We start from the raw sequence: 26,387 nt of genomic DNA on the forward strand, positions 1-26,387 counted from the left end.
AAGCCTGAAACGTAATTTCCGTCGGGTCGAAAAAGATAAAACTCCATTTCAAGTGTTTATCAAAAAAGGATGCCGACATGATCAGGAAATTAATAGTAGAGCTGACTTACAGTTCAAATATCGCTGAATCGGCCTTCGCCGCCGCTTCCGATCCCGACAAGGGCCTGGACACGGCTGCAGCGCCAAAAATCCCCGGGGTCACCTTCGACAGTTCGTTTGCTGCGACCGTTGTTCCGGGCCTGACCGTCCGAAGCCCGATCGAATCCGGCTACGTTTCAGGCCAGAAAGTCGACCTGGCGCTGGATGATGATGGCGCCATCGATCCCCGGCAAGCGACCTATGTGGTTCGTGCCGAAGCCGAAGAGGCCAAGTTCGACGAAATCATGGCCCACAAGAATGTCGTCGGGGTCTATGCCGATGTTGAAATCCAGCCCACCCTGATCTGCCCCGGCAGCGCGCCAATGGGCAACGATGCGGATGTTGCCCGGCTGCTATGCGTACCCCAGATGCAGCGGATCCGCATGGACGGATCGGGCGTCCTTCTGGCGATTGTCGATACCGGGATCAACCAGGCCTATCTGGCGGCGCACGGCCGGCCCATAACAGTCGATGCCGCGCGCAGCTGGGTACCTGCAGCTGGAATGGTTCCGGGCAATGCCCCGGTCAGTCATGGCACGATGTGCGCCTTCGATGCGGCAATAGCGGCGCCCCGGGCAACCTTCCTCGATATTCAGTTGCTTCGCTCCACCGCCGGTGGGCCGACGCCGATGTCGGGTGTGCTGTCCGACGCGGTGCGCGCGTACAGCCATCTGTGCGCCGTGATGACCGCGCCGCGCCGGCCGGGCGAAACACGCTCACTCGTGGTCAACAACAGCTGGGGCATGTTCCACCCTTCGTGGGATTTCCCGGTCGGCCATCCCGGCAACTATTCCGATAACATGAACCATCCCTTCAACCGCATTGTTGCCGTGCTGGAACGGGTCGGCGCGGATATCCTGTTTGCCGCCGGAAACTGCGGCGCCAATTGCCCTGACGGGCGCTGTCAGGGGGTAACTGCCAATGCCATCTACGGTGCCAACGGTCATCCCTCGGTGCTGACCATCGGCGGGGTCGATATCAGCAGCGCCCGGGTTGGCTATTCGACCCAGGGGCCGGGCAGGCTGGCACGCAACAAGCCTGATCTGTGCGGCTATACCCATTTTGCCGGGTCCGGGGTCTATGCTGCGGACGGCGGAACCTCGGCGGCGACCCCGGTAGTGACCGGCGTCGTCGCAGCGGTGCGATCGAAGCGGCCTTTCGTACCCGGCAATCCTTCGGCCTCTCCCGCCGCGATCCGCGCGCTGATGCGATCAAGCGCGACTGATCTGGGCGCCGCCGGGTTCGATTTCGATCACGGCTTTGGCGTGGTTGGCGGCTGCGCGCTGTACCGCCGCTTCCGCCCGGTCATCGGACCGATCGACATTTGCCGCCGCTTCCCGCGGATCTGCCTGCCGCGCCCGATCCCGATCGATATCTGCCGCCGCTTCCCCGAGCTGTGCCGGGGAATCCCGCGCCCCGATTTGCCGCGGCCCATCGATCCCCGAATCCCCCCGCGCCCCGGGTTTGCCAATTCTGCCGGCCTGGACGAATTGGACGATCTGGGTGAACTGGGCGAAATGGGCGAAATGGGCGAAGACGGCCTGGCCGAACTGCTTGCCGCGATCTTCGAGGCTGGCTATTTCGATGGCCAGCAAGGCGCCGGTGCCCCGGCCGCCAAATCCGGCGGAGGCTGCGGCTGCGGCGGCAAGGGCTAAGCCTGAACGTGCACGGCCGGGCTCGCCGCGGCGCGGGTCCGGCCCTGCCCTTACCGAAGGAGAGACGATGGAAACCGCCATGCTCCAGTTTCGCCATGCTGGCAGCGCGCCGTCCATGGACGAGGTTTGCCGCCTGTTCAGCCTCGCCCCGGATGAACTTGACCGCCAGTTCGGCGTGATCGCCACTGATCCTGCCGACGGGCTTTATACCGTGCTGATCGATGCCCGCGCCGCGCCACGGGTCAGCGCAGCGCTGGCTGCGCGCCCCGCCCATCCTGCCGAGGGCCTGTTCGCCAACCCGCCGATCGAACCTTTCGACCTGCCCGACGATTAGGCGCCCGCGCCCGGCGTGCAGCGCTTTCGCAGCGCTGGACGATCCCTGTCAATCCGCCTATTGTGCGCCCATCCCCGGGGAGCTTGTGCAAGCTGAGAGGTGGGCGTCACGCCCCACGACCCGTCGAACCTGAACCCGTTAGCACGGGCGGAGGGAGGGCCGGTTTATGTGCTCCCCGTCCGCTTATTGAAGGACTTTGCGCATATGGCCGACATCCCCAGCAAGCTTGAAATCGGCGTCACCACCGGGGCGATTCGCGGCAGCAGGAAAGTCCATGTCGGCCCCCTTGGCGTGGCGATGCGCGAGATTCAGCTTGAGCCTTCCAGCGGCGAAGCGCCGGTGCGGGTCTATGACACCAGCGGGCCATACAGCGATCCCGCGGTGCAGATCGATATCGCGCAAGGCCTGGCCGAACTGCGCAGCGAATGGATCCGCGGGCGCGGCGATGTGGATGAAGTAACCCAGCGCGAAGTCCGCCCCGAAGACAACGGCCAGCTTGGCCCTGATCGCTCGGGCGGGGTTCCCGCGTTTCCCAACGTGCGCCGCACTGTGCTGCGCGCAAAGCCGGGCGCCAATGTCAGCCAGATGCACTATGCCCGCCGCGGCATCGTCACGCCCGAAATGGAATATGTCGCCACGCGCGAAAACCTGGGCCGCGAACAGATCATCGGTCACATTCGCGACGGGCAGGACTGGGGTGCGGAAATCCCCGATTACGTGACCGGCGAATGGGTCCGCCAGGAAGTGGCGCGCGGCCGCGCGATCATCCCCAGCAACATCAACCACCCCGAAAGCGAACCGATGGCTATCGGGCGCAACTTCCTGGTCAAGATCAACGCCAACATCGGCAACTCCGCCGTAGCCTCTGACGTGGCAAGCGAGGTTGACAAGATGGTCTGGTCGATCCGCTGGGGGGCGGATACGGTTATGGACCTTTCCACCGGGCGCAACATCCACGACACCCGCGAATGGATCCTGCGCAACAGCCCCGTGCCGATCGGCACCGTGCCGATCTACCAGGCACTGGAAAAGGTGGGCGGCGTGGCCGAAGACCTGACCTGGGAGGTTTTCCGCGATACCCTGATCGAACAGGCCGAACAGGGCGTCGACTATTTCACCATCCACGCCGGGGTGCGCCTGCCCTATATCCCGATGACCGCCAAACGCGTGACCGGCATCGTTTCGCGCGGCGGCAGCATCATGGCCAAGTGGTGCCTGGCGCATCACAAGGAATCGTTCCTGTATGAACGGTTCGACGAGATTACCGAAATCATGAAGGCCTATGACATTGCCTACAGCCTGGGTGATGGCCTGCGCCCCGGATCGATCGCCGACGCCAATGACGAGGCCCAGTTTGCCGAATTGTATACGCTGGGCGAACTGACCAGGCGCGCCTGGGAACAGGACGTGCAGGTAATGATCGAAGGCCCCGGCCACGTGCCGATGCACAAGATCAAGGAAAACATGGACAAGCAGCTGAAAGCCTGCGGCGAAGCCCCGTTCTACACATTGGGCCCGCTCGTCACGGACATCGCGCCGGGCTACGATCACATCACCAGCGGCATCGGCGCGGCGATGATCGGGTGGTTCGGCACGGCGATGCTGTGCTATGTGACGCCCAAGGAACACCTCGGCCTGCCTGACCGCGACGATGTGAAAGTCGGCGTCGTCACTTACAAACTGGCCGCCCACGCCGCCGATCTGGCCAAGGGCCACCCGGCCGCCAAGGTCCGCGACGACGCGCTAAGCCGCGCCCGCTTCGACTTCCGCTGGCGCGACCAGTTCAACCTGTCGCTCGATCCCGACACGGCGGAACAGTACCACGACCAGACCCTGCCGGCCGAAGGCGCCAAGACCGCGCATTTCTGCTCGATGTGCGGGCCCAAGTTCTGCTCTATGAAAATCACCCAGGAAGTGCGGGACTTTGCGGCGAAGCAGAACCAGGAAACCACCGCTTTCATCGCCGCCGACGAAGCCGAAAAAGGCATGAAAGAAATGAGCCGCGTCTACAACGAAGGCGGGCGCGAGCTGTATATCGGTGCCGGGGACCGGGAGCGGGATTGATCCGGCGGGGAAACGCTATTGCGTGTCCCCGCCCGACGTCGTGGCCGGGGCGGCAGTTTGGGAGCGAGTTAAACTCTCACCGTAACCCAGGTTGAAACTTCCTGGAGCGCAGTGTTTTCAGTGCCCAAATCCTCTTGCTGTCAATTGTCTGGCAGACCGCTGCCGCTGCATGGCTTGGCGAGGCCTGACGCTGGCCGCCGGATCAAGTCTGGGATGATGCGGCGCGAAACGTGCCATGGCGATTTGAATACCCGCTAACCCAATGGAAATCCTTGTCTGGCAAACACAAGGGGCAAATTGGGGGAGACCATCATGACCATGTTCCATCGCGCGCCGATCGCGGCTGCTGCCCTTTCACTGCTTGCCGGCTGCGGTCAGGCGGTGACCGCGACCCTGCCGCAGGGTGAGACCAACCTGACCTGCGCGGCAAGCATCTTTGCCGCGGCCAACCTGCTCGACAACAAGAAGGCGGGGGTGACGACCGACTTCGGTTCGTACCTTTCGGCCATGACCGCCTATGGCACTGCGCTCGCCAAGGAAGAGGGCATCGGCGCGCAGGAGGCGCTGGGGAAAATCAAGCTCAAGGCTTACCGGATGACCGGGGTGGGCGGAACAAAACTGCCCAACGACGAAGTCCGGGCCCGCGCAACCAAATGCGCCGGGGGCTGAGCAGGGCATCGGGCCATCGGGGGGGGCATAGTCAAACGCGCACCCCCGTTTCCGGCGGTCCGCCCGTTGGGCTTTACCCGCGCTTCATATTATCCAGCCCGGCAACCGTACCGGGCTTGGTCGAAGGCTGCGAGGCGTTGTTCTTTTTGGGCTTTTCCGCTTTGGGTTTGCGGGTTTCCCGGTTCGATTTAACCTGACCCTTGGCCATCGTGTCGCTCCGTTCAGGCGGGATGCCCGGATAAAGGGGGTGTGGGCCTGCCGGTCCGGCTTGTCGAGGGCTGTCGGGACGCAGGCCTTTTTGCCACCATCGGCAAAGCATGCCACACCCCGGCGCAGCGCAGCGCGCGGGGGGCAGGACAGATGAACGAAAAGACATTCAAGGCCGCGATCATCGCCGCAGCGGGCGTTTTTACCGCGCTCTTTGCCATGTGGTGCATTCCGCCTCTGATTGCTGATCCCGATGTGGTCGGGGCCTTTGCTGCGGGCTTCGTCAATCCCTATGCCAGCGGCTATGCCGCCGATACACTGGCCTGCTGGGTGATCCTGACCGCGTGGATCGTCTATGAGCGGCAGACGCTGGGCCTGCGCCACGGCTGGGTCTGCGCGGTGCTGGGGATTGTGCCGGGGGTGGCGGTGGGCTTTGCGTTTTATCTGCTGCTGCGGATGCGGCAGCTGGGCGGGCGCGCCGCCTGACCGGGCCGGAAGGCGGACCTTTCCTACTCCGCGCTGTTGCGGCTAGATTGCGGGGATGCTGATGCTGCCGATTTTGCCCCTTTTGCCGCCGCAGAACCTGCTGCTGTTGCAAAAGGTCACAGCGGCAGTTTTTGCCTCGCATTACCCTGTGAACTTTGCTGTCAACTTCCGCGCCCTGCCCGCCCTGCCACTTGTGGTGCTTGACCGCGGTGCAGGGGCCGCGCAGCATGGCCCGCAAAGGAGAGCGGGATGAGCAAGGCGAAGACCGGGGGATGCCTGTGCGGGGCGGTGCGTTACAGCTTTACCGGGGAGCCGCTGATGCAGGCGGTGTGCCACTGCAAGAACTGCCAGCGCCAGGCCGGCAGCGGCTGGTCGATGCTGATTGCGCTGCCGGTAGGCGGGGTGTCGATCAGCGGTGCGGTCACCACCTATGTCGATCACGGCGAAAGCGGCGGCGAGGTACAGCGCCAGTTCTGCCCGACCTGCGGATCGCCGCTGTTCAGCCGGGTCCCGGCCCAGCCCGACATGATCTTTATCAAGGCCGGCACGCTGGACGATACGAGCGGCTTTGCCCCGCAGCTGCAGTTCTGGACCAAAAGCAAGCAGGACTGGATCGACATCCCCGGCGTACCGGGGATGCCGGGCAACCCGGGTTAGCCGGTGGAGCCGATCATCCTGTGGGGCGCGGCGGCCTATAACCTGGCGATTGGCGGGCCGGGCCTGGTCAAGTCAGGAGCCAGCCGCGAGGGGCGAGTAGTCAGCCTGCTGGTGGTGTGTTTTGGCCTGGTATATGCCATTGCCGCGACCGATCCGGCGCGCTTTGCCCCGATGTTGTGGGCAGGCGTGCTGGGCAAGCTGGGGGTGATCGCACTGCTGGCCCCGGCGGTCCGGCGCGGAGAGCTGCCCCGCGCGGTTGGCTGGGTGCTGGCCGGCGACGCGCTGTTCACCGCCGCGTTCCTGGTGATGCTGCTGCGCGGCTGAGCGCGGGAACGCAATGGGCACCTGGCGGGTTGTTACGCCATGATTGTTACGCCCCGCTGCCTTGCCCCGCTGTTTGCTGTTGTCCTGGTGGCAGGTTGTTCTTCCGGCGATGCGCCTGCGCCATCCGGATCGGGCGCGGCGCGCGATGTGGCAGAAGCGCTGGCGACCCCGTCGGTTGAGCCTACCGCAAAGCCATCGATGCCGCCCGCCCAGCCCGGCACGCCTGAGGGTACGCTGAAGCTGGAAGGGCTGGGTGATCTGGTCATCGGCAAACCTGTACCGGCGGGGTCGAGTTTTGCCATCCGCGGCGCACAGATACCGGGCAGTACGTGCAAAACCTATAGCTCGCCCGCCTATCCCGGTGTCTATGCCCTGATCGAAAATGGCGATGTGCGGCGGATCAGCGTGGTTGGCCCATCGAAAATCCAGTTGGTTGAAGGGATCGGCGTAGGCTCGAGCGAGGGCGAGGTGCTCAAAGCGTTTCCCGGATTTGTTTCCAGCCCGCATCAATATGTCGCCGCCCCTGCAAAATATCTTACCCAGCCCGGCAGCGACCCGCGTCTGCGCTTTGAAATCGACGAAAGCCGCAAGGTCAGCATCGTCCACGTTGGCGTGCAGCCGCAGCTTAGCTACGTCGAGGGATGCGCCTGAACGCGACGCTAAGGCCGCACCCAAGGCGGTGAGCGTAACTGCTGCACGCTACGACGCAGCTGAAAGGTGCGGTTAAGCTGCAAGCACCAAACAGGCGGCCTGATTTAGGGAGCGAGGGGTCGCCCATGATTACAAAGTCCAGACACTTGTCCGTGCGGTTGCATTATGCCGCACTGGCCGCACTGGCCATTTTGCAAGGCGCGGCGGCTGCCCATGCGGAAAGCCGCCCGGTCAGGACCGCCAACCGAGAAGCTCCGGGAAATGTTGCCGAGAAGCGCGGGGTTGAACAGAGGCCTGAAAATGCGCGTGCGCGCGGCACAGGGCCGCTGTTTGCTGTAGTAATGGGTCCTGGCCCGTCGTGGAAAAAGGGCCAGCCGCTGCGCAAGAACGGCAACGACAGTCATTGGCGGTACTGGCACGATCTCCACAAATCAGGCGTGGTAGAAAGTGCAGGACCGGTGGGTAAAGATACCGGGTTCGTGCTGTTTCACGCGCGCAATCAAAGCGAAGCGAATGCCATGCTGGCCGGCGACCCGGCGATCAAGGCGGGCCGCTATCGTGCGGTGGCGCGCCCGTATGACGAGACGATGGGGGACTGACCTCAGTCCGCGGTCATTGCCGCAACTGTAATGACCTTGGCTTCGGGTTCGGAGGCGGCTTCAGCCATTTCGGCCTGATCGTTGCCAGGGGGCGCGCTGTCTTCCGTTATGGGTAATGACCCGCTTGTCACCCTGACTTCGCCGACGGGACGCGAAGCTTCGGCATAGGCCAGGCGAAATCGCTGCTCAGCCTGAGCAGCGGCCTTAGCCTCGCTGCGGGCATAACGTTCCGCAGCGGCATATTCGGGCGGCAAGACATAGTCTTTCTGCGCGTCATCCCGGTTGTATGAAACGGCAAGGAGCGCTGCTGCTGTCGAATCTTCGGGACCGGTCCCCCGGCCAGCCGGCGTATAGGCTTGCCGGTACTGCGCCTGAACCAGCGACCGCCAGGCCGGTTCTTGAACGGAACGCGGCGCCACGGGGATTGTCTGGCTTGCCAGCGCGCCAACAGCAATTCCGCAGGCTACGATCGACATCAGGGCAAAGCGTGGCTGCATGGACGGTTCCTTTACAGTTCGCTTGATAAAACACGGCAGCGCCCGAAGCGTTCCCGCCCCCCGCCAAGCCACCGTTACGCAATCTCTAACAGCAGCCGGTCGACATCTTCGATCCGGCATAGATCGGTGCCCGGATGCAGAACCGCCGCAGTGCCCGCGGCAACTGCGCGCAAAAAGGCGCGTTCAATCGCTTCACCCAGGATCAATCCGGTAACCAGGCCGCCGACAAAGCTGTCGCCCGCACCGGTGGTCGATTCGGCGACGGCCTTGATCCCGGAGTGGACCAGCACGCCGCCGCTGTGAGCCAGCACCGCGCCATCCTCGCCCATAGTGACCGCAATCATCTTGGCCTTGCCGGCTGCGACCAGCGCGCAGGCCGCTTCGGCCACTTCGCCAGGGTTTCTGAGCGCACGGCCCAGAAATGTCTCGAACTCTCCGACGCTGGGCTTGGCAAGGTACATTGATCCTGCGGCAAAGCAGGCGGCCAGCGCCGCGCCCGACGTATCGACCACCAGCTTGCGGTCCTGCGCCAGCAGCGGGGCGGCAAGGCGCGCCCAAAAATCGTCGGGCAGCCCGCGCGGCAACGATCCTGATGCCACCACCCACTCTGCCGGACTGGCAAAACAGGCGCCCATCAGTGCGCGCCATTCGTCCTCTGCCACCAGCGGGCCTTCGGGCACAAAACGGTATTCATGGCCGGTTGACCGTTCATAAACTGCCAGACTCATCCTGGTATGATCGCGGATCGGGATGGCACGGCGCGGAAGGCCGGCTTTGTCGAGCAGTTCATCCAGCAAGGCACCGGTCGGCCCGCCTGAAAGATATATCGCCTCAACCGGAATGCCGAAACGGTGCAAAACCCGCGCTACGTTCAGTCCGCCACCGCCTGGGTCGTACCGTTCGCCGTGGGTGCGGATTTTGCGCGTGGCGGAAACCTCTTCGGCTTCGCAGGCCGAATCAATGGCGGGATTGAGTGTCAGGGTGGCAACGCGGTCCATCGGCCGACCTCAGCGCTTGCGGACAAACTCGGCACGCAGGACCAGACCCTTGATGCCGGGATACTTACAGTCGATTTCCTGGGCATCGCCAGTAAGCCGGATTGCGGCAATGACCGTACCGCGTTTGAGCGTTTGGCCCGCGCCCTTGACGTCCAGATCTTTGATCAGGATTACCTGATCCCCATCGGCCAGCAGGTTGCCGACGGCATCACGCACCTCAATCGAGTCCGCAGCAGCGCGGCGCTGCGCCAGCTCAGCTGCGGAAAGCCATTCGCCGCTGTCTTCGTCATAGACATAGTCGTCCTGATCTTCGCTGGGCATGGATTTCTCCTTTGTCAGCAGCATTGGCAGCAGGTGTCGGGATTGGCGAGTCACCGCGCCCTTCTGTGCGCGCCAAAAGACGTATTCATCGTTTGCCGCACCGTCGGGTCAGATTGTCGCAAGCGGGCTGCACCAGCCTTGTCGGCGCTGCGGTGGCAGCGCATCAGAGCTGTGGGAGAGGGAGGGTCGCATCTCATGAAGAGTACCTGGACGGCCGCCGTTTTGGCGGCCTTTGCCGTGGCCGGCATCGGCTTCGGTTCGCCGGCGCTTGCCGCAAAAACGGTGCGCGAAAGCAGCGGTCAAATACGTCAGGATGTGGTTGGAACGGAAAAGCTGTGGCATCTGAGGGCCGGACTAAATGTGGCGGCGCTGTATTGCCGCGGCAATGGACGAGAGCGAGTGGCTCCTGCCTATGCGAAACTGCTGAGCCGCCACAAGGGTCTGCTCGCGTCGGCCTATGCCGCGGAACAGCGTAGCCAGGGTAGAGGCTTCGACCACCACCTTACTCAGGTCTACAACCGCTTTGCGCTGCAACGTTCGCCCAAGCGGTTCTGTGCGGCAGCGGCGGATGTGGCCGATGAGGCGGCGGTCATGGATTCGTCCACACTGGCCCGCAATGCCGGCACCCTGCTCGCCCGGATCGATTGACTTCAGGCGCTAAGCCCGTCCCAGACAAGCTTGGCGCCCAGCAGGATCATCAGGGCGTAGATTAACGAATAGAATCGCATGGAATCAAGCCGCCGGATCAGCGCGACCGCGACCAGCGTACTGACGATGGCGAAAGGCATCAGCAGCGCGGACGCGATCAAAACCTGGCGGTCAAAGCTGCCGAGCAAAATGAAGCTTGGTACTTTCATCCAGTTGATCGCAGCAAAGGTGATTGAACTGGTGCCGACGAATATCTGATGCGGCAAGCGGCGCGGAGTGACCCACATCTGGAAAGGCGGCCCGCCGGCATGCGCGATCTGGCTGGTAAATCCTGTCGCAATGCCGAACAGGGTGCCTATCCAGCCAGGCGAATCCGATGCCGCAATCAGCCGTCCGCCCCGTCCAAGCCACAGCCGATAAAGCCCAAAGGACAGGGTGATTGACCCAAGCAGCAGCATAACCTGGCTCTCATCGACAGAGGCGGCGAACCATGCCGCCAGCCCAACACCTATGGCCGCACCGGGCAACATCCGTGCAACAATCCACCGATCCCATGTTTTTCGAAACGACCAGACGCTAACCACGTCCTGGACCAGCAGCACCGGCAGGAGCAGCGCTGCCGCCCGCGTCGGTGCTAGCGCCAAAGCAAGGACCGGTGTGGCAAGAGCGCCCAGTCCGGAAAATCCGCCTTTGGCCAAGCCCAATATCAGCACAGCCAGCAACGCCATCATGACGACAAAGGGGTCGGACAGCAGCTGCATAGGCTTGCGCCAAAGCATGCGCAGCTGCGCTGTGCAAGCCGTGTTGGTTGCGTCCAGTCATCGGTGATAGTTTGACGGCAGAGGGGCGAGTCGATGCGAAAGGCTATTGCGAGAAGGGACCTGCTTGTATCCGCGCTGGCGGCGGGCGCGGCAGGTCTTGCCGCGCCGGCGCGGGCCGGCCAGACACTGGATGATCTGGGCAGACTGCTTGGCAAGAACCTGCCCGAACCTTTGCGCCGTGCATTGCCGCAAGAATTGGGCGAAGCGGCCCGGATTGTGGCCGAGCTGGTGCGCCTGGAACATGATGCGAAGCAACTGCCACCCTCGCCGTTAGGGGCCGGAAATGCGCCGCTGCCTAAGGATCCCGACCAGCTTTATGAAGCGGCGATGCCGCGCCTTGTTGCGCTGATTGACCGCGCCGGAGCGATCAGCCCGGGCTTGGGCGACGACGCCGGCGCGCTGCTTTCCAGACTTCACCGAACCCAGTACGATGCGCCCGATGCCTGGTTTACCGAGCGACCCGTTGCAGTCCCTACGATCGAGACGGGTGCCGGGCGTCTGCACCTGCCGGAATTGCCTTTACGCCCTTTGCGCATTGCCGACCCGCCGGAAAGTGACGCGCCGTTGTCACTGCCGCAGGTCAGCCTGCCCCAACCCGATTTGCCCGAAACGTCGGCGGCGCTGGGACGGCCATCGCGGTCATTGCGGTTCGATGACCTGGCCGAAGAATATCGCAGCTGGTTTGCCGCTGCCGCGCTTAGACCGCAGCATGAGTCGAGCGCGAGTTGGCATCTGACCATGTTCCGTCAGTCGCGCAGCCGCTATCAATCGGTCAGCCGGCGGATGGGAGTGCCGTGGTACTTCATCGCCGCAATCCACGGACTTGAGGCCAGCTTCAATTTCCGCGCTCATTTGCACAACGGCGATTTTCCCTTGTCGCGGCGCACTCGCCAGGTACCTGCGGGGCGCCCGCTGACGTGGTTGCCCCCCAGCGAATGGGAAGACAGCGCGGCCGATGCGCTGCGGTTGATGGGCTTTGCTGGACAATCTGATTGGAGCCTGCCGCGGCTGCTCTACCGGCTGGAAGCTTACAACGGCTTCGGCTATCGCCGGGCAGGCCGCGCCAGCCCCTATCTGTGGAGCTTTTCGAACTTGTACGAACGCGGCAAGTTCGTTGCCGATGGGCATTTCGATCCACAAGCGCGGTCGCAGCAATGCGGTGCGGCAGTCATGCTCAAACTGCTGGAAGATGCGGGCGAACTTACTGCCTGACACGCCCTGCTTGCGCACGTTCCTTTGATCGGCTCTATCGCGACACAAAGAATCTTTGCTGGAAGGAATGGTCATGCGTTCGATTACTCTGGCTGCCACGGTGCTGGTGATAGCACTTGCCCATCCGGCGATGGCGCAGACACCCGAACAGACCGCAGCCGCTGCTTTGAAAGCAGCGCCGGTTTGGGACGGGCACAACGACGTGCCCGAGCAGCTGCGGGAACGGCGCAAGAACGTGCTGAGCGGTTTCGACTTCCGGGATACCTTGGCCACCGGCGATGCCACCAAAGGCATCGGTGCGATGCACACTGATCTCAAACGCCTGCGTGCAGGAAAGGTCGGAGCGCAGTTCTGGTCCGTCTATGTCTCGGCTGGACTTTCCGAACCGCAAGCTGTGCAGGCAACGCTTGAGCAAATCGACGTGATGAAGCGGATAATCGCCCGCTATCCCGCTGAAATGCAGTTCTGTACCGACAGCGCTTGCGTGGATAAGGCAATGAAGTCAGGCAAGGTTGCTTCGCTTCTGGGTATGGAGGGCGGACATTCGATCGGCGGTTCTCTGGCGGTACTGCGCCAGATGCACGCACTCGGCGCGCGCTACATGACCTTGACGCATTTCAAAAACCTGGCCTGGGCCGAAAGCGCCACTGACGCGCCGATGGCGCAAGGCCTGACCCCGTTCGGGAAAGACGTCGTGCGCGAAATGCAGCGGCTGGGTGTGCTGGTCGACCTTAGCCATGTGAGCGAAAAGACCATGATCGACGCCCTGGACGTGGCCGGAGCCCCTGTCATCTTCAGCCATTCGGGCGCCCAGGGCATTGACGGACATCCCCGCAATGTTTCCGATCGCGTATTGAAGCGGATGGCAGTCAACGGCGGTATCGTGATGGTCAATACCGCACCCGCCTACGTCAGCGAAACGGTTCGCAGCTGGATAGCCGCGCGTATTGGCGAGGAAGAACGGCTTAAAGCGATCCATATCGGCAATCCCGATGCCGCCCTTGCCGGGCGGGCGGCGTGGATCAAAGCCAATCCACTACCGCATGCCACGCTTTCGCAGGTGGCTGATCATGTCGACCATCTGGCCAGGGTGGCAGGGTTCGATCATATCGGGCTGGGCGGTGATTACGACGGCATTGACACAGTTGTGGTCGGGATGGAGGACGTCTCAACCTACCCTGCTTTGTTCACAGAACTCGCCCGCCGTGGATGGAGCCAGTCCAACCTGGAAAAGTTGTCGAGCGGCAATATGATGCGCGTTATGAAGGCCGCCGAAGGCTATGCGGCGCAACACCGCCGCGATGCGCCGCTGGAGAATCCTACCGCATTCTGATCGCTACATCGCCTCAGTCGCCGAAGCGCTGGGGGTATCCTTCGGGTTCGCGGTGCCGTCAGTAGATGTCAAAGCGCCGGTGACCCAGGCTATCGTCATCGCGCCTGCGGCAAGGAGCAGGCTAACGATCAGGATCGTGAAAACATGTCTGCCGCGACTGCCGCCTTTAGCCTCTTCGGTGCTGACGTGGATTTCTTCGCCTTCGCGGTGCATGACCATCGCTCCATTGTGTGCAGTATCGTTCACTTAACGCGCGGGTCCTTGTGGGGTTCCGCGAAGGGCCTGCAGTTTAGTGGCTTTCGATGCGGTCAAGCATACGGAAAAAGAACGCGGTCGACCAGCCCAACAGAAATATCCCTAGCAGGCTTTCGAACGCGCCCAGAAGGCGCCAGTTCGCGGCCATGTGCATGTCGTGATAGCCAACTGTGGAATAGCTGATGGTCGAATAATAGAACGCGTCCTCGAAGTTCGGGATGGCGTAGATTGCCATGAAAAACAACGCGAACGCCAGTATCTCCAGACCGTGCAGCATGAACATTGCCAAGACAACGCACAGCGTGAAAAAGCCGCCGCGCAAGCTCATGGGATCAATGTGCTTGAGATGCTCGACAGTAGACTCACTGCGAAGCATCCGGCTCAAACTTAGTAAGCCAGCACCGTGAATCATCACTGAAATGAGCGCCATCACGACCGAGGCGATGATTTGCAGGCCAAATTGTGACATCGCAAAGTTAGTCGCGCAAAAGATCGTTGATGGCGGTCTTGGCACGGGTCTGGGCATCGACGGTCTTGACGATCACGGCGCAATACAGCGAAGGACCGGGCGACCCATCAGGCAACTGTTTTCCCGGCATTGATCCCGGAACAACCACGCTGTAGGGCGGCACGGTTCCGACATGGACCTGGCCGGTTGCCCGGTCGACGATCTTGGTTGATGCGCCAAGGTAAACCCCCATCGACAGGACCGCGCCTTCGCAGACCCGCACACCTTCCACAACTTCGCTGCGCGCGCCGATGAAGCAGGCATCTTCGATCACGACGGGGCCGGCCTGCAGCGGTTCCAGCACACCGCCAATCCCGACACCGCCCGACAGGTGAACGTGCTTTCCGATCTGCGCGCATGAGCCAACCGTGGCCCAGGTATCAACCATGGTGCCTTCACCCACATACGCGCCAATGTTGACGAAGCTTGGCATCAGGATCACACCTTTGCCGACAAACGCGCCGCGCCTGGCCACCGCTCCGGGAACTACGCGAAAGCCGGCATCGCGAAACCGGTTTTCGCCCCAACCAGCAAACTTGCTTGGCACCTTGTCGAACGCCGGAGCGCCGCCCGATCCGAAATCGATCACCGCATTATCATTGAGCCGGAAAGACAGCAGGACCGCTTTCTTTAGCCACTGGTTGACAGACCAGCCGCCCATGCCATCAGGCTCGGCCACGCGGGCGCCGCCGTTGTCGAGCAGTTCAATTGCCGCTTCGACCTTTTCGCGTACGTTCGTACTGGCAAGCGTTACCGTTTCACGCGCATCCCACGCGGCTTCAATGGCGGCGGCAAGATCGGCGGACATGGTAATTTCTCCTGATCGCATGGCTGCTAGCCGCCTATAGCGCTGCCGGACTGCGGCACAAGCGCGCCTGCAAGCTGCCGTTAAGCATCTGATCGTTAAAGTGCCATTGCGTTGTGCAAAGGGTTGCCGCAAGTCATCGACGGCACCGTTGAGGGTTTCGATTATGGTCGCACGTCTTTTGCCGTGGCATCGGGTGTCAAAAGGTGCCGCTGCAATGCCGCTGGCGCTTCTTGCAGCCTGCGGAGGTGGCTCAGTCGGATCGGCACCTGCGCCTGCACCTGCACCTGCACCAACACCTGCGCCCACGCCAACCCCCACGCCAAGCCCCACACCGACAACAACGCCGCCGTCGGCGTTTCTGACGAATGAATACAACCGATCGTCCGGCCCGCCGCAGCACGGCGCTGTAACGGCGTGGTCAACGGGTTACACCGGCAGCGGGGTGACGATCGCCATCATCGATTCCGGCATTGACACCGACAGTCCCGAGTTTGCCGGTCGGCTATCCGCTTCGTCGCGCGATGTGGCGGGTTCGCGAGGGCTGGATAACGCCGACAGTGACCACGGTACCAATGTTGCGATGGTCGCTGCCGCAGCGCGCGACAACGTAGGTGTTCTGGGGATTGCCTACCAATCGACGATTGCGATGTTTCGGGCCGACGATCCGGGAAGCTGCGCGACACCGGCTTCCGGCGATGACAAAGGCGGATGCAATTTCTCTGACGGTTCAGTGGCTGCCGGCATCAATGCCGCCGTTGCCGCAGGTGCAAAAGTCATAAACCTGTCATTGGGGGGCGATCCGCCAGACCAGCAGATCCGCAATGCGATCGCTACGGCTGCCGTCAATGGCGTGGTGGTGGTCGTGTCCGCCGGCAACGATGGCGATTCGACCGACCCGTTGATCGATCCCAACCAGCCCGATCCATTTGGCGCTGGGCTGCGGGCGGCTGGCAATGGAAATGTGATCATTGCCGGGTCAGTTAATGCAAGCAATGTGATTTCCGCATTTTCAAACCGCGCGGGCAGTGAAGCGGCGTGGTATCTGGCAGCGCGCGGAGAACGGGTATGTTGCAGCTACAAGGATGGCACGCTTGAAGTCGTTACCCAGGCCGATGGTTCGCGCGTCAATTATGTGTTTTCAGGAACCAGTTTTTCTGCCCCGCAAATAACCGGCGCGATAGCATTGCTGCGTCAGGCCTTTCCTAATCTTAGCGCCAAGGACTCGGTCGATATTCTTTTGTCTAGCGCCAGGGACGCCGGCGCCAGCGGAACTGACGCCGTATATGGGCGCGGCATCCTTGATATCGCGGCAGCCTTTGCACCGCGCGGTCAGACTACCCTGGCGGGCAGCAGCGCTTCCATTCCGCTTGGTGACACGTTGGGTGTCACATCTGCGGCAATGGGCGATGCGACCAGCGGATCGCAGGCAGTAAACGGTGTGGTGTTGGATAGTTACCAGCGCGCCTATCGCCTCAACATCCCGGCTCAATTGCAGCAGGCCCAGCGCAGTCCGGTGCTGGCGCGCTCGTTGCTGGGCGACAGCCGCCAGATAGCCCTTGGCACCACACAGGCCTCGCTGGCCTTCTCGGTCGACAATCGCGGAGCGATGTCTCGCTTGGCATGGCAGGGTCAATTGCGGCTGTCGTCAAGTGACGCCGCAGTATCGCGGGTGTTGGCGGGTAGGGCCGTGGCACGAATTGCCCCGCGCTCGACAGCGGCCTTTGCTTTCGCGCAAGGTGCCGACGGGCTGGTCATGCAGCTGCAGGGGCGCAGCCAGCCAGCCTTCCTGGTCGCCCGCAATGCGTCGGACAATTTCGGTTTTGCGCAGGCAGGCAGCGCTAGCATGGCCCTGCGCCGTCAGGCCGGACCGTGGGGCGTAACACTTGCAGCAGAGCGCGGATCGGCACTGGCCCCGGCGGCCGTTGTCAACCCGGCCAGCACCTTTGTGCAAACGCGCGGCGCTCCGGTTGATCGCTTCGCCGTTTCGATTGATCGCGACCTGGGTACGGTTTCAGCTTCATTTGGCGCCAACTGGCTGCACGAGCAGCGCTCCGTAGTGGGGGCACAGTTCCACCGCAGTTTGGGCTCAGGCGGTGCACAGAGCCTGTTCCTCGACACCGGGCTCGAATGGCGTCCGGGCCAAAACTGGCGGATGGGCGCGGCGCTTCGCGGCGGTTTGACGTACCCTGAAAGTGGTGGTTCGATCGCGCAAGGATCACGACTGCTTAGTTCAGCTTGGTCGTTTGACGCATCTCGTCTTGGCGTTTTCGGGCCGTCCGACAGTCTGTCACTGCGGATCGCGCAACCGCTTAGAATCGAAAAAGGCGGCCTCAACCTAACCTTGCCTGTTGCCTGGTCCTATGTGACGCAAACACCTACTCTGGCCACTGTCCCGCTCTCGCTCAGTCCGCATGGCCGCGAAATTGACAGCGAGCTGGCATGGCGCGGACCCTGGCTTGAGGGGAACGCTGCATTCAGTCTGTTCTATCGGCACAACCCTGGGCACACCGCCAGCCTTCCGGCTGATGCCGGAGTTGCAGCAAGCTGGTCACGAAAGTTCTAGGCTCCGGCTAACCGCGCAAACTCAACCGCGCGGTCAACCAGCGGCTGGACCCGGTCGGATTGCGCCTTGGCGTGGGCTGAGCTGGCAGTGCCATCGATTACCCGCTTCTTGATCCCCTGGAGGATGCCAGCAAGGCGGAAGAAGTTGTAAGCGAACAGCCAGTTCATGTCCGGAAGCGAAGTCCTGCCCGTTGCGGCACAATAACGTTCGACCAGTTCGCTGAGTCCAGGAATGCCAAGCGCTGCGCGATCAAGATCTTGAACGCCGGATCGTCCCGCATTTTCAGTCACATAGGCCATACACACATAAGACAGATCGCCCAGCGGATCGCCCAGAGTCGACAGTTCCCAGTCGAGCACTGCCATCACATTTGGCTTGTCCTTTGACCAGATCATATTGTCGATCCGGTAATCGCCATGGACTACGCTGGTCTGGGTTTGTTCGGGCAGGGTCTGCGGCAGCCATTCGATAAGCCGCTCCATACCGGGCATGTGTTCGGTTTCAGACAGTTTGTACTGTTTGGTCCAGCGATCGACCTGGCGGCCAAAATAGTTGCCCGGCTTGCCGAAATCACCAAGGCCTACCGCCTCGACGTCGATCGAGTGAAGCTGGGCAAGGGCATCGATCAGCGCCAAATAGGTCTGGCGGCGGTATTCGGGCGCATAGCCCGGCATCGCCCCATCCCATATGGTTTTGCCGTCAACCATGTCCATCACATAGAACCACGATCCCACCACGCTGTCATCGGTACACAGCCCGTATTGCTTCGCAGCCGGAAACCCCGCCTTGTTCAGCGCGTTCTGGACCTTGTATTCGCGGTCTACCGCATGGGCCGACGGCAGCAGCGGGCCAAACGGCTTTCTGCGCAAAACATAGGTGCCGCTCGTCGCTTCGACCTTGTAAGTCGGGTTGCTTTGCCCACCCTTGAACTTGGTAAGGTGCAAGGGGCCTGCAAAACCCTCGATATTAGCCGTCATCCAATCAGCCAGCCGCGCTTCGTCCAGCTTGTCGGCGCCTTCGGGTTCGACCGTGCCGACAAAGGCTTCATCCGCGTTGATTGCTTCGGACATGCTGCCCCCTGCTTAATGATCGAATACGATGACGCTGCGCGCCGAAGCGCCGCCCTTCATCGTTTCGAAGCCTTCGTTGATCTGTTCCAGTGAAATGCGTTCGGCAATGATCGAATCAAGGTCGAGCTGCCCGCGCATGTAGAAATCAACAAGCCGCGGCATATCCACGGGGAAGTGATTCATCCCCATGATCGCGCCTTGCAGCTTCTTGCCGGACAGCAGGTCCATCGCCGACAGCCCGACCGAATGCGTAAGCGGCATCATGCCCAGGATCGTTGCCGTCCCGCCGCGGCGCAGTGACTTGACCGCCAGTTCGCCCGAAGCGGGGCGGCCGACAGCCTCCACCGCGTGATCAACCCCGCCCTTGGTCATTTCCACGATCTGCGCGGCGGCATCCTCTGCCAAGGCATCGACCGTATGCGTCGCCCCCAGCTTCATCGCCAGTTCGCGCTTTTCTGCAACCGGGTCGGCGGCGATGATCTTGCCTGCGCCAGCGATCTTGGCGGCATTGATCGCCGCCAGGCCGACCCCGCCGCAGCCGACCACGGCAACCGTTTCGCCTGGGGTCACCTTGCACGCGTTGAAGATCGTCCCGGCCCCGGTGGTCACCGCGCAACCGATCACAGAAGCGCGGTCCAGCGGCATATCCGGATCGATCCGGGTACAGGCGTGCTCGTGAATCAGCATCATTTCGGCAAAGGCCGACAGGTTGAGCATCTGCGCTACCGGGCTCCCATCGCCGCGTGACAGGCGCGATTCTGTGCCGGATGCGCGGCGGGTTTCGGCCCCCAGACAAAGCGCCATACGGCCCGTGACGCAAAACTCGCAGTGGCCGCAGAACGCCGAAAGGCAGGTTACCACCGCATCGCCAACCTTGACTGTGCGCACTTCACTGCCAACCGCCTCTACAATTCCCGCCGCCTCGTGTCCTGGAACAGCGGGCAGGGCGTGGGGATAAGTTCCTTCGATGAAATGCAGGTCTGAATGGCACAGCCCGCAAGCAGCCGTGCGGATCAAAACCTCGTGCGGGGCAGGCTTGCTGATCTGCAATTGCTCAATTTCAAGCGGCTGGTTCGGTGCGACCAGGACTGCGGCTTTCATTAATTCTCTCCACTCGTCATCCCCGCGCAGGCGGGGATCGCTGGCCTCTAAAACTTGAGGCCGGTTTTTGAAGGTCGTGAGTCCCGGGCGGTGCCCGGGACCACTTTCCGACTACCGCGACACACCGACATCGCCCGAACTGGGCCCGCCAGCGGGTTGAGGGGCATATTTGCCCAGTTCAATCCGGGCTATCGAACGGTTGTGAACCTCATCGGGGCCATCGGCGATGCGCAGGGTACGCTGATGAGCATAGGCCGAGGCAAGACCGAAGTCTTCAGAGACGCCGCCGCCGCCGTGGGCCTGGATCGCGTCGTCGATGATCTTCAGCGCCATGTTCGGCGCCTTGACCTTGATCATTGCGATTTCAGCTTGGGCAGCCTTGTTGCCGAACTTGTCCATCATGTCTGCCGCCTTGAGGCACAGCAGCCGCGAGCACTCGATTTCGATCCGCGCTTCGGCAATCCGCTGTTCCCAGATCGAATGGGTGCTGATCGTCTTTCCGAAGGCCACCCGGCTGGACAATCGCTTGACCATCTTGGCCAGCGCTTCCTCGGCGACCCCGATGGTGCGCATGCAATGGTGTATACGGCCCGGGCCGAGGCGGCCCTGGGCAATTTCAAACCCGCGGCCTTCGCCCAGCAACATGTTGCTGGCTGGGATGCGGACGTTGTTGAGCTTGATTTCCATATGGCCGTGCGGGGCATCATCATAGCCGAAGACTGGCAGGTGACGCAGGATCTCAACCCCCGGCGCATCAAGTTCCATCAGCACCATCGATTGCTGGGCATGGCGCTTCGCCTCGAAATCGGTCTTGCCCATCACGATTGCAATCTTGCAGCGCGGATCGCCCGCGCCCGACGACCACCACTTGATCCCGTTGAGGACGTATTCGTCGCCTTCACGGCGGATCGAACATTCGATGTTGGTGGCGTCCGAACTGGCAACCTGCGGTTCGGTCATCAGGAAGGCGGAACGGATTTCTCCATTCATTAGCGGTTTGAGCCACTGTTCCTTCTGCTCGCGCGTGCCGTAGCGGTGCAGCACCTCCATATTGCCGGTGTCAGGCGCAGAGCAGTTGAACGCTTCAGAGGCAAAGCCGACCCGGCCCATTTCCTCGGCGCACAGCGCATATTCAAGGTTTGTTAGGCCCGGACCGTCGAATTCGAACGTATCATCGACATGAGTCCGGCCCGACTGCGGCGGCATGAACAGGTTCCAGATTCCCTGCGCCTTGGCGCGGGCCTTTTCCTCTTCGACCACCGGGATGACTTTCCAGCGCTCACCTGCAGCGTCCTGGCGTTTATAGTCACCCTGGCGCGGGCGAACGTGGTTTTCGATGAACTGGCGCACGCGGTCGCGCCAGTAGACCTGCCGTTCGGTCGGGTCGAAGTCCATGAGGTCATCCTTTCTGTGAAACTTTCGAGTCTCTTGGTTTTGTCCCTGCCACGCCGTGCTCGCCGCGCCAAGGGTGAATTAACCGGGCGGTTAAGGGTGACTGCCTTCCGCATCGCGGTCGATCATGGCTGCTGCGTCGAGCGCGGCGAGACGCGCTTCGTGATCGGCGCGGGTGATCGGGAAGCGCCGCAGGATCAGCGTTGATCCAGCTCCCGCAAGCAACACCAGCGACACATAATAAATAGTTAGATTGTCGATCACCTGCGGTTGAACCTGGCCCGGCACAGCCTTCGCAGGCAAGCCGGCCAGACTGACGATCAGCCCGGTCAGGCCGATGCCAATCGCGGTTCCGCATTTCTGCACGAACATCCACCCGGCAGCAAAGGTGCCTTCGGTGCGCCGGCCGGTTTGTTCGAACGACGCTTCGACTACGTCGGCCAGCATTGACTGTGCTGAAATGAACACCATGATCCCCGCTGTATTGGTGACAAGCAGGAAGCCGAATATCAGCGCGGTCGAAGGGGTCGATCCCGGCTCCGGCCAGAAACCGACATACCGCAGCACGAACGGGATCACCCAGATGATCACGCTGATCAGGTTGCAGGCAATCGCCGTGTCACGCTTGCCGTAACGCTGGTGCAGCGGCCGGACAATGACAAAGGCACTGACTACAGTGCAGAGCAACAGGCCAGGAAGTACGGCAAAGCCGGTTTCATCGAGTTGCCATACATAAAGGTACAGATAATTGGCGATGGCGAAGGCCATTTGCGTGCTGGCAATAGCGATCATCGCAGCGGACAGCAGGATCACTGCGGCCGGATGGCGCAGGGCCTCAAGAATTTCGTCCAGCGCGCCGCGCGCCGATTGCGCCGCTGGCTTGAATTCGGGAATCGTGGCCACCCGGCCATGTTGCCCCAAGGCCGAAATGAGCACTGCGCCGACCATCAGTACCGCGCCGCACAGGCCAAAGCGCCAATAACCTTCGGGATTGAGTTGCCCCACCGCGTGGGTTTCATCCGCGCGCAGGAACACGGTGTTGGCCAGGAAGAACAGCAGTAGCCCGCCGCTCCAACCGAACAGGTAGCGCAGCCGAACCAAGGATGTGCGTTCGTCGTAGTCGCTGGTCAGCTCGGCCACCAGCGATTGGGACGGCACTTCGCAGCAAGAAACCAGTGTGCGCACCAGTATGGCAACAACCACCAGGTACGTGAAAATATGGGTGTGATCTGCCGGTGGGCTCCACAGCAGCATCCAGGCAAGGCCAAGCGGCACGGGCGCAGCATAAAGCCAAGGGTGCCGCCGTCCCCAGCGGGTATAGGTCCGGTCTGACAAATGGCCGATCAACGGATCGACAAAGGCATCGACAATTAGCGCCAGCATCAATGCCAGAGAGACCAGTTTGGCATCCAGCCCGATGACCTGGCTATAGAAGATCAGCAGGAAGGTCGAAAAGCCGTTGTCTTTGACCCCATAGGCAATCGAGCCGAGTCCATTGAACAGCTTTACCCGCAGCGGCAGCGCATCGGCGCGGGGTGTCACTTGGGCGCCTCGGCCATCGCCTGCAGCGCATCGAACATTTTCGGCGCCTCGGGATCCCAGGCATGGCGCGGGCCGACAGTGATGCCGCCATCGACCACCAGCGATGCGCCCGTCATGAAGCTGCCCTCTGCGCTTGCAAGGAAGGCAACGGCATTGGCGATGTCCGCGGGCATACCGGCGCGGGCGACAGGCTGGGCGTTGCTCGACACCTGGTGGATCAGTGCCTTGGCTGTATCGACCAGCTCGTTCGGAATCTCGAGTGCGCTGGTGAAGATATTGGTGTTGATGAAGCCGGGCTGCACCGCGTTGACCCGAATGCCGTATTGCGCCAGCTCGGTCGCGGTGCAGCGGGTCAGCTGCAGCACGCCTGCCTTTGCCACCGCATAGGCGGTGGGCGAATAGCCGGGCCCGATCGCGGCGATGCTGCTGGTGTTGATGATGCTGGCGCCGGGGCGCCCCTTCATGTGCGGCGCAGCATGGCGGATGCCCATTGCAACCGAGCGCAGCAACAGATCCATGGTGTGGTCCCAACCTTCCGCCTCGATCTCGTCGATCGGGGCGCGGTCACCGGCTGCGCCGGCATTGTTGAAGACCACATCAATGCCGCCATGCGCGGCGGCAGCCTGATCCATCAGCGCCTTGATCTGATCGACCGCGCAGACATCGCACGCCACCGCAGTAATGCCGGGGGATTCGAGGGCCAGCGCCTGAACGCCTTCAAAATCGCGGTCCGCGGCGAAAACATGCGCGCCTTCCCGCGCGAAGAGCAGCGCCGTTTCCCGTCCGATTCCCGAAGCGGCCCCCGTGATGACGACGCATTTTCCGCTGAATCGCACCGACTCTCTCTCCATACCGTTTGTTCGACAACTTAGGGTTGCGGCCGTGTCGGTCAACGCTCAAGTGGTGACGCTACGGTATCTGCGATTCTTGGCAAATGGCGAAAATCCGCGCTTGCGCCGCGCCCCCCAACGGCCTTAACCTTGCGCTTAACCAGGGAGTAGGAATTGCATGTCCGACCTTAAGAATTTTCGCGAGGAAATCCGCGACTGGCTTGAATCGAACTGCCCGCCCGAAATGCGACAGCCCGTCAAGGACGAGGATGACGTCTGCTGGGGCGGACGCAATTTTCAATTCAAAAGCGAAGCACAGAAAACCTGGATGGAGCGCTGCGCCGCTAAGGGTTATACCGTACCTGACTGGCCCAACGCCTATGGCGGCGCGGGCATGAGTGCGGCCGAGGCCAAGATCTGGCGCGAGGAATGCGCCCGGATCGGCGCGCGCCCGCCGCTGTCCAGCTTCGGCATCTGGATGCTTGGCCCGGCGCTGCTCAAGTTCGGGACCGAGGAGCAGAAGATACATTACCTTGGCCAGATCGCGCGGGGCGAGATCCGCTGGTGCCAAGGATATTCCGAACCAGGGTCAGGAAGTGACCTGGTGTCCTTGCAGACCTTTGGCGAGGACAAGGGCGATCACTGGGTGGTCAACGGCCAGAAAATCTGGACCAGTTATGCCGACAAGGCGGATTGGATCTTCTGCCTGGTTCGTACCGACAAGACCAACAAGTATCAGGGCATCAGCTTCCTGCTGTTCGATATGGCCAGCCCTGGGGTATCGACCAAGCCGATCTTGCTGATCAGCGGCAATTCGCCGTTCTGCGAAACCTTTTTCGACAACGTGACGGTGCCCAAGGAGCAGATCGTGGGTGAACTCAACCGCGGCTGGGATGTGGCCAAGTATCTGCTGGGCCACGAGCGCGAAATGATCTCGTCAACCGGTGGTGGCGACCGGGCGGCGTCACTTGGTTCGGCCGTATCGCGCGCTGCCGCGCTTGAGGATCCGGTGCTGCGCGCCGAACTTGCGCTGTTCGACGTCGATGCCCTGGCCTTCACCGCGATGAGCGAAAAGTTCATGGACGAAGTGAAGGTCGGAAAAGGCCACCCGGCCCAGCCCAACATGATGAAGTACGCCGGGACCGAGCTCAACAAGCGCCGGCTTGAGCTGGTCATGGCGGCGGGCGGAAGCGCCGCGCTGGAATGGGAAAGCGAAGCCAGCAATGGCGGATCCAGCGCCCGCAACTGGCTGCGTACCAAGGCCAATTCGATCGAGGGCGGGACCAGCGAGGTGATGCTCAACGTCGTCGCCAAGCGCATTCTCGACCTGCCGGGGGCTTAATTCGCTTCGACCCTGGGCATGCCCGGGGACCGCTGGCCTCAACGCACCGAGGCCGCGACAGGATGCCAGCGGTTCCGGATCAAGTCCGGGATGACGAAAGGAACAAAATGCCGCTTTATCATACCGAAGACCAGACGATGCTGGCTGACACCGCCCGGCAGTTCATGGCCGATGAGGGTGCAATTGCCAAGCAGCTCCGTCACTGGCGCGACACCGGATGCAAGGACGGCTTTGGCCACACCTTGTGGAAGCAATTGGCCGAGCTGGGCTTCACCGGCATTATGGTCAGCGAAGATGATGGCGGGCTTGGCATGGGCCATGTCGAGGCGGGTATCGTGATGGAGGAGATCGGCCGAAACCTGACCCCTTCGCCGTTCCTGACCAGCGCCATTGCCGCTGCCACCGCCCTAGGCGCTTCCAGTCACGAGCTGAAGGGCCGGTACCTGCCCGGGCTGCTATCAGGTGACAGCGTGTTCGCTGTCGCGATCGATGAAGGGCGCAAGCATCGTCCGGAACGCATCGCAACACAGGCAGTCCGCAGCGGCAACGGGTTCAGGCTGGACGGCGCCAAGACTTTCGTGATTCACGGCGCCAGCGCAGACATGCTGGTAGTCGCCGCGCGCACCGCCGGCAGCGATGACGATGCGGACGGGATCACGCTGTTCGCAGTGCCGCGTGATACCGTCGGGCTAAGCCAGGATGCAGTTCGCCTGGTCGACAGTTCAATCGCCAGCCATATCAAACTTGAGGGTGTTCAGCTCGATGCCGATGCGGTGATCGGCGAGGTTGACGGTGGGCGCGAAGTGCTGAACCGCGTGCTCAATGCTGCGCGGGTGGGTGCGGCTGCGGAAAGTGTCGGGGTGGCCGCCGGTGCCTTCGACATGACCGCCACCTACCTCAGGCAGCGCAAGCAGTTCGGCAAGCTGATCGGTGAGTTTCAGTCGCTACAGCACCGCGCCGCGCATCTCTATTCCGAAATCGAGATTGCGCGCGCCGCGACGTTCAAAGCGCAGCAGCTCCTCGACGGGGGCAGCGAAAAGGCGGACCTGATGGTTTCGGTCGCCAAGGCCAAGGCCGGCAAGGCCGCGGGCCTGGCCGTGCGCGAAGGAGTGCAGATGCACGGAGGAATCGGCATGACCGACGAATACGACATCGGACTTTACATGAAGCGCGACCGCGCGCTGGCCGAGTTTATGGGCGATCAGTATTACCACGCCCAGCGCGTGGCGCAGTTGAGCGGATATTAAGAGACGGACCGCGCCGCACCCTCCGACGGTTTCAAAAAGGCGGGCCTCAACACGAAACTGACTTCGACACGAAAGATTGCAACCCAAAACCGCTCAGGCTGCGCTTATTGAAGCC

At 62.1% G+C, this 26,387-nt stretch carries 29 protein-coding genes and 1 riboswitch; of the genes, 16 read left to right on the forward strand and 13 right to left on the reverse strand.

What is annotated here, in order from left to right; all coding sequences use genetic code 11:
- Nucleotides 1-77: 77 nt before the first annotated feature.
- The 4 genes from Q0L62_RS09400 (at nucleotide 78) to Q0L62_RS09415 (ending at nucleotide 4,860) form a co-directional block, all read left to right on the forward strand.
- Nucleotides 78-1,793, forward strand: coding sequence for a S8 family serine peptidase (locus Q0L62_RS09400; RefSeq protein WP_296679181.1), 1,716 nt, complete (start codon nucleotides 78-80; stop codon nucleotides 1,791-1,793).
- Nucleotides 1,794-1,860: 67 nt separating this feature from the next.
- A complete protein-coding gene (locus Q0L62_RS09405; RefSeq protein ID WP_296679183.1) occupies nucleotides 1,861-2,127 on the forward strand; it encodes a hypothetical protein in 267 nt (88 codons plus the stop codon).
- Nucleotides 2,128-2,192: 65 nt separating this feature from the next.
- Nucleotides 2,193-2,300, forward strand: a riboswitch (TPP riboswitch).
- Nucleotides 2,301-2,331: 31 nt separating this feature from the next.
- On the forward strand, nucleotides 2,332-4,191 hold the full coding sequence (thiC, locus tag Q0L62_RS09410) for a phosphomethylpyrimidine synthase ThiC (protein WP_296679184.1): 1,860 nt from the start codon (nucleotides 2,332-2,334) through the stop codon (nucleotides 4,189-4,191).
- Between the two features lie 312 nt (nucleotides 4,192-4,503).
- Nucleotides 4,504-4,860 (forward strand): hypothetical protein, encoded by a 357-nt coding sequence (locus tag Q0L62_RS09415; RefSeq protein WP_296679185.1) that lies wholly within the window; start codon nucleotides 4,504-4,506, stop codon nucleotides 4,858-4,860.
- A 73-nt stretch (nucleotides 4,861-4,933) separates the two neighbouring features.
- Here Q0L62_RS09415 and Q0L62_RS09420 read toward each other — a convergent pair whose 3' ends face one another.
- Nucleotides 4,934-5,068, reverse strand: coding sequence for a hypothetical protein (locus tag Q0L62_RS09420; protein WP_296679187.1), 135 nt, complete (start codon nucleotides 5,066-5,068; stop codon nucleotides 4,934-4,936).
- Between the two features lie 152 nt (nucleotides 5,069-5,220).
- Here Q0L62_RS09420 and Q0L62_RS09425 point away from each other — a divergent pair, with 152 nt between their 5' ends.
- From Q0L62_RS09425 to Q0L62_RS09450, 6 genes are all read left to right on the forward strand, one after another.
- Nucleotides 5,221-5,553 carry a DUF2834 domain-containing protein gene (locus Q0L62_RS09425; RefSeq protein WP_296679188.1) on the forward strand — a complete coding sequence of 111 codons (333 nt, stop codon included), beginning with the start codon at nucleotides 5,221-5,223 and terminating at the stop codon, nucleotides 5,551-5,553.
- Between the two features lie 55 nt (nucleotides 5,554-5,608).
- The gene (locus Q0L62_RS09430) at nucleotides 5,609-5,806 is read left to right on the forward strand and encodes a hypothetical protein (protein ID WP_296679189.1); all 198 of its coding nucleotides are present in this window, start codon (nucleotides 5,609-5,611) and stop codon (nucleotides 5,804-5,806) included.
- Nucleotides 5,803-6,210, forward strand: coding sequence for a GFA family protein (locus Q0L62_RS09435; RefSeq protein ID WP_296679191.1), 408 nt, complete (start codon nucleotides 5,803-5,805; stop codon nucleotides 6,208-6,210). Before Q0L62_RS09430 ends, Q0L62_RS09435 begins: the two co-directional genes overlap by 4 nt.
- A gap of 3 nt (nucleotides 6,211-6,213) precedes the next feature.
- Nucleotides 6,214-6,534, forward strand: a complete 321-nt coding sequence (locus Q0L62_RS09440) for a hypothetical protein (protein ID WP_296679192.1) — start codon at nucleotides 6,214-6,216, stop codon at nucleotides 6,532-6,534.
- Nucleotides 6,535-6,573: 39 nt separating this feature from the next.
- Entirely contained in the window at nucleotides 6,574-7,185 is a 612-nt protein-coding gene (locus tag Q0L62_RS09445) for a hypothetical protein (protein ID WP_296679194.1), read from the forward strand.
- A gap of 125 nt (nucleotides 7,186-7,310) precedes the next feature.
- The gene (locus Q0L62_RS09450; protein ID WP_296679195.1) at nucleotides 7,311-7,784 is read left to right on the forward strand and encodes a YciI family protein; all 474 of its coding nucleotides are present in this window, start codon (nucleotides 7,311-7,313) and stop codon (nucleotides 7,782-7,784) included.
- A 2-nt stretch (nucleotides 7,785-7,786) separates the two neighbouring features.
- Here Q0L62_RS09450 and Q0L62_RS09455 read toward each other — a convergent pair whose 3' ends face one another.
- The 3 genes from Q0L62_RS09455 to Q0L62_RS09465 form a co-directional block, all read right to left on the reverse strand.
- The gene (locus Q0L62_RS09455; protein ID WP_296679198.1) at nucleotides 7,787-8,281 is read right to left on the reverse strand and encodes a hypothetical protein; all 495 of its coding nucleotides are present in this window, start codon (nucleotides 8,279-8,281) and stop codon (nucleotides 7,787-7,789) included.
- 74 nt (nucleotides 8,282-8,355) lie between these two features.
- Nucleotides 8,356-9,279, reverse strand: a complete 924-nt coding sequence (locus tag Q0L62_RS09460) for a 1-phosphofructokinase family hexose kinase (RefSeq protein ID WP_296679199.1) — start codon at nucleotides 9,277-9,279, stop codon at nucleotides 8,356-8,358.
- A gap of 9 nt (nucleotides 9,280-9,288) precedes the next feature.
- Nucleotides 9,289-9,600, reverse strand: a complete 312-nt coding sequence (locus Q0L62_RS09465; protein WP_296679200.1) for an alkylphosphonate utilization protein — start codon at nucleotides 9,598-9,600, stop codon at nucleotides 9,289-9,291.
- A gap of 195 nt (nucleotides 9,601-9,795) precedes the next feature.
- Here Q0L62_RS09465 and Q0L62_RS09470 point away from each other — a divergent pair, with 195 nt between their 5' ends.
- Complete coding sequence (locus tag Q0L62_RS09470) at nucleotides 9,796-10,248, forward strand: hypothetical protein (RefSeq protein WP_296679201.1); 453 nt, start codon at nucleotides 9,796-9,798, stop codon at nucleotides 10,246-10,248.
- A gap of 2 nt (nucleotides 10,249-10,250) precedes the next feature.
- Here the strand turns inward: Q0L62_RS09470 and Q0L62_RS09475 are convergent, their stop codons facing one another.
- Nucleotides 10,251-11,009 carry a sulfite exporter TauE/SafE family protein gene (locus tag Q0L62_RS09475; protein WP_296679203.1) on the reverse strand — a complete coding sequence of 253 codons (759 nt, stop codon included), beginning with the start codon at nucleotides 11,007-11,009 and terminating at the stop codon, nucleotides 10,251-10,253.
- A 93-nt stretch (nucleotides 11,010-11,102) separates the two neighbouring features.
- On the opposite strand from Q0L62_RS09475, the gene Q0L62_RS09480 reads away from it, so the two are divergent.
- Both Q0L62_RS09480 and Q0L62_RS09485 read left to right on the forward strand, forming a co-directional pair.
- Complete coding sequence (locus Q0L62_RS09480; RefSeq protein WP_296679205.1) at nucleotides 11,103-12,281, forward strand: hypothetical protein; 1,179 nt, start codon at nucleotides 11,103-11,105, stop codon at nucleotides 12,279-12,281.
- Nucleotides 12,282-12,354: 73 nt separating this feature from the next.
- Entirely contained in the window at nucleotides 12,355-13,614 is a 1,260-nt protein-coding gene (locus tag Q0L62_RS09485; RefSeq protein WP_296679207.1) for a dipeptidase, read from the forward strand.
- A 3-nt stretch (nucleotides 13,615-13,617) separates the two neighbouring features.
- On the opposite strand, the gene Q0L62_RS09490 is transcribed toward Q0L62_RS09485, so the two are convergent.
- Genes Q0L62_RS09490 through dapD form a run of 3 tightly spaced genes read right to left on the reverse strand, consistent with a single transcriptional unit; the run spans nucleotide 13,618 to nucleotide 15,185 of the window.
- Nucleotides 13,618-13,860: a hypothetical protein gene (locus Q0L62_RS09490; protein WP_296679209.1), complete on the reverse strand. Its 243-nt coding sequence runs from the start codon at nucleotides 13,858-13,860 to the stop codon at nucleotides 13,618-13,620.
- Between the two features lie 43 nt (nucleotides 13,861-13,903).
- On the reverse strand, nucleotides 13,904-14,338 hold the full coding sequence (locus Q0L62_RS09495) for a potassium channel family protein (protein ID WP_296679210.1): 435 nt from the start codon (nucleotides 14,336-14,338) through the stop codon (nucleotides 13,904-13,906).
- Nucleotides 14,339-14,345: 7 nt separating this feature from the next.
- On the reverse strand, nucleotides 14,346-15,185 hold the full coding sequence (gene dapD / locus Q0L62_RS09500; RefSeq protein ID WP_296679212.1) for a 2,3,4,5-tetrahydropyridine-2,6-dicarboxylate N-succinyltransferase: 840 nt from the start codon (nucleotides 15,183-15,185) through the stop codon (nucleotides 14,346-14,348).
- Nucleotides 15,186-15,399: 214 nt separating this feature from the next.
- On the opposite strand from dapD, the gene Q0L62_RS09505 reads away from it, so the two are divergent.
- Nucleotides 15,400-17,748 carry a S8 family peptidase gene (locus Q0L62_RS09505; protein WP_296679214.1) on the forward strand — a complete coding sequence of 783 codons (2,349 nt, stop codon included), beginning with the start codon at nucleotides 15,400-15,402 and terminating at the stop codon, nucleotides 17,746-17,748.
- Here the strand turns inward: Q0L62_RS09505 and Q0L62_RS09510 are convergent.
- From Q0L62_RS09510 to Q0L62_RS09530, 5 genes are all read right to left on the reverse strand, one after another.
- Nucleotides 17,745-18,818, reverse strand: coding sequence for a phosphotransferase family protein (locus Q0L62_RS09510; protein WP_296679215.1), 1,074 nt, complete (start codon nucleotides 18,816-18,818; stop codon nucleotides 17,745-17,747). The genes Q0L62_RS09505 and Q0L62_RS09510 overlap by 4 nt on opposite strands.
- A gap of 12 nt (nucleotides 18,819-18,830) precedes the next feature.
- Nucleotides 18,831-19,919: a Zn-dependent alcohol dehydrogenase gene (locus tag Q0L62_RS09515; RefSeq protein WP_296679216.1), complete on the reverse strand. Its 1,089-nt coding sequence runs from the start codon at nucleotides 19,917-19,919 to the stop codon at nucleotides 18,831-18,833.
- Between the two features lie 111 nt (nucleotides 19,920-20,030).
- Nucleotides 20,031-21,314, reverse strand: a complete 1,284-nt coding sequence (locus tag Q0L62_RS09520; RefSeq protein ID WP_296679218.1) for an acyl-CoA dehydrogenase family protein — start codon at nucleotides 21,312-21,314, stop codon at nucleotides 20,031-20,033.
- Nucleotides 21,315-21,404: 90 nt separating this feature from the next.
- Nucleotides 21,405-22,853 (reverse strand): MFS transporter, encoded by a 1,449-nt coding sequence (locus Q0L62_RS09525; RefSeq protein ID WP_296679219.1) that lies wholly within the window; start codon nucleotides 22,851-22,853, stop codon nucleotides 21,405-21,407.
- Complete coding sequence (locus Q0L62_RS09530; RefSeq protein ID WP_296679257.1) at nucleotides 22,850-23,689, reverse strand: SDR family NAD(P)-dependent oxidoreductase; 840 nt, start codon at nucleotides 23,687-23,689, stop codon at nucleotides 22,850-22,852. Before Q0L62_RS09530 ends, Q0L62_RS09525 begins: the two co-directional genes overlap by 4 nt.
- Before the next feature lie 172 nt (nucleotides 23,690-23,861).
- Here Q0L62_RS09530 and Q0L62_RS09535 point away from each other — a divergent pair, with 172 nt between their 5' ends.
- Both Q0L62_RS09535 and Q0L62_RS09540 read left to right on the forward strand, forming a co-directional pair.
- The gene (locus tag Q0L62_RS09535) at nucleotides 23,862-25,025 is read left to right on the forward strand and encodes an acyl-CoA dehydrogenase family protein (RefSeq protein WP_296679221.1); all 1,164 of its coding nucleotides are present in this window, start codon (nucleotides 23,862-23,864) and stop codon (nucleotides 25,023-25,025) included.
- A gap of 107 nt (nucleotides 25,026-25,132) precedes the next feature.
- Nucleotides 25,133-26,272: an acyl-CoA dehydrogenase family protein gene (locus Q0L62_RS09540; protein WP_296679222.1), complete on the forward strand. Its 1,140-nt coding sequence runs from the start codon at nucleotides 25,133-25,135 to the stop codon at nucleotides 26,270-26,272.
- Nucleotides 26,273-26,387: the final 115 nt, after the last annotated feature.

Origin of the sequence: Novosphingobium sp. (genome assembly GCF_024642085.1) — a bacterium.
In the GTDB taxonomy this organism is placed as follows: Bacteria; Pseudomonadota; Alphaproteobacteria; order Sphingomonadales; family Sphingomonadaceae; genus Novosphingobium.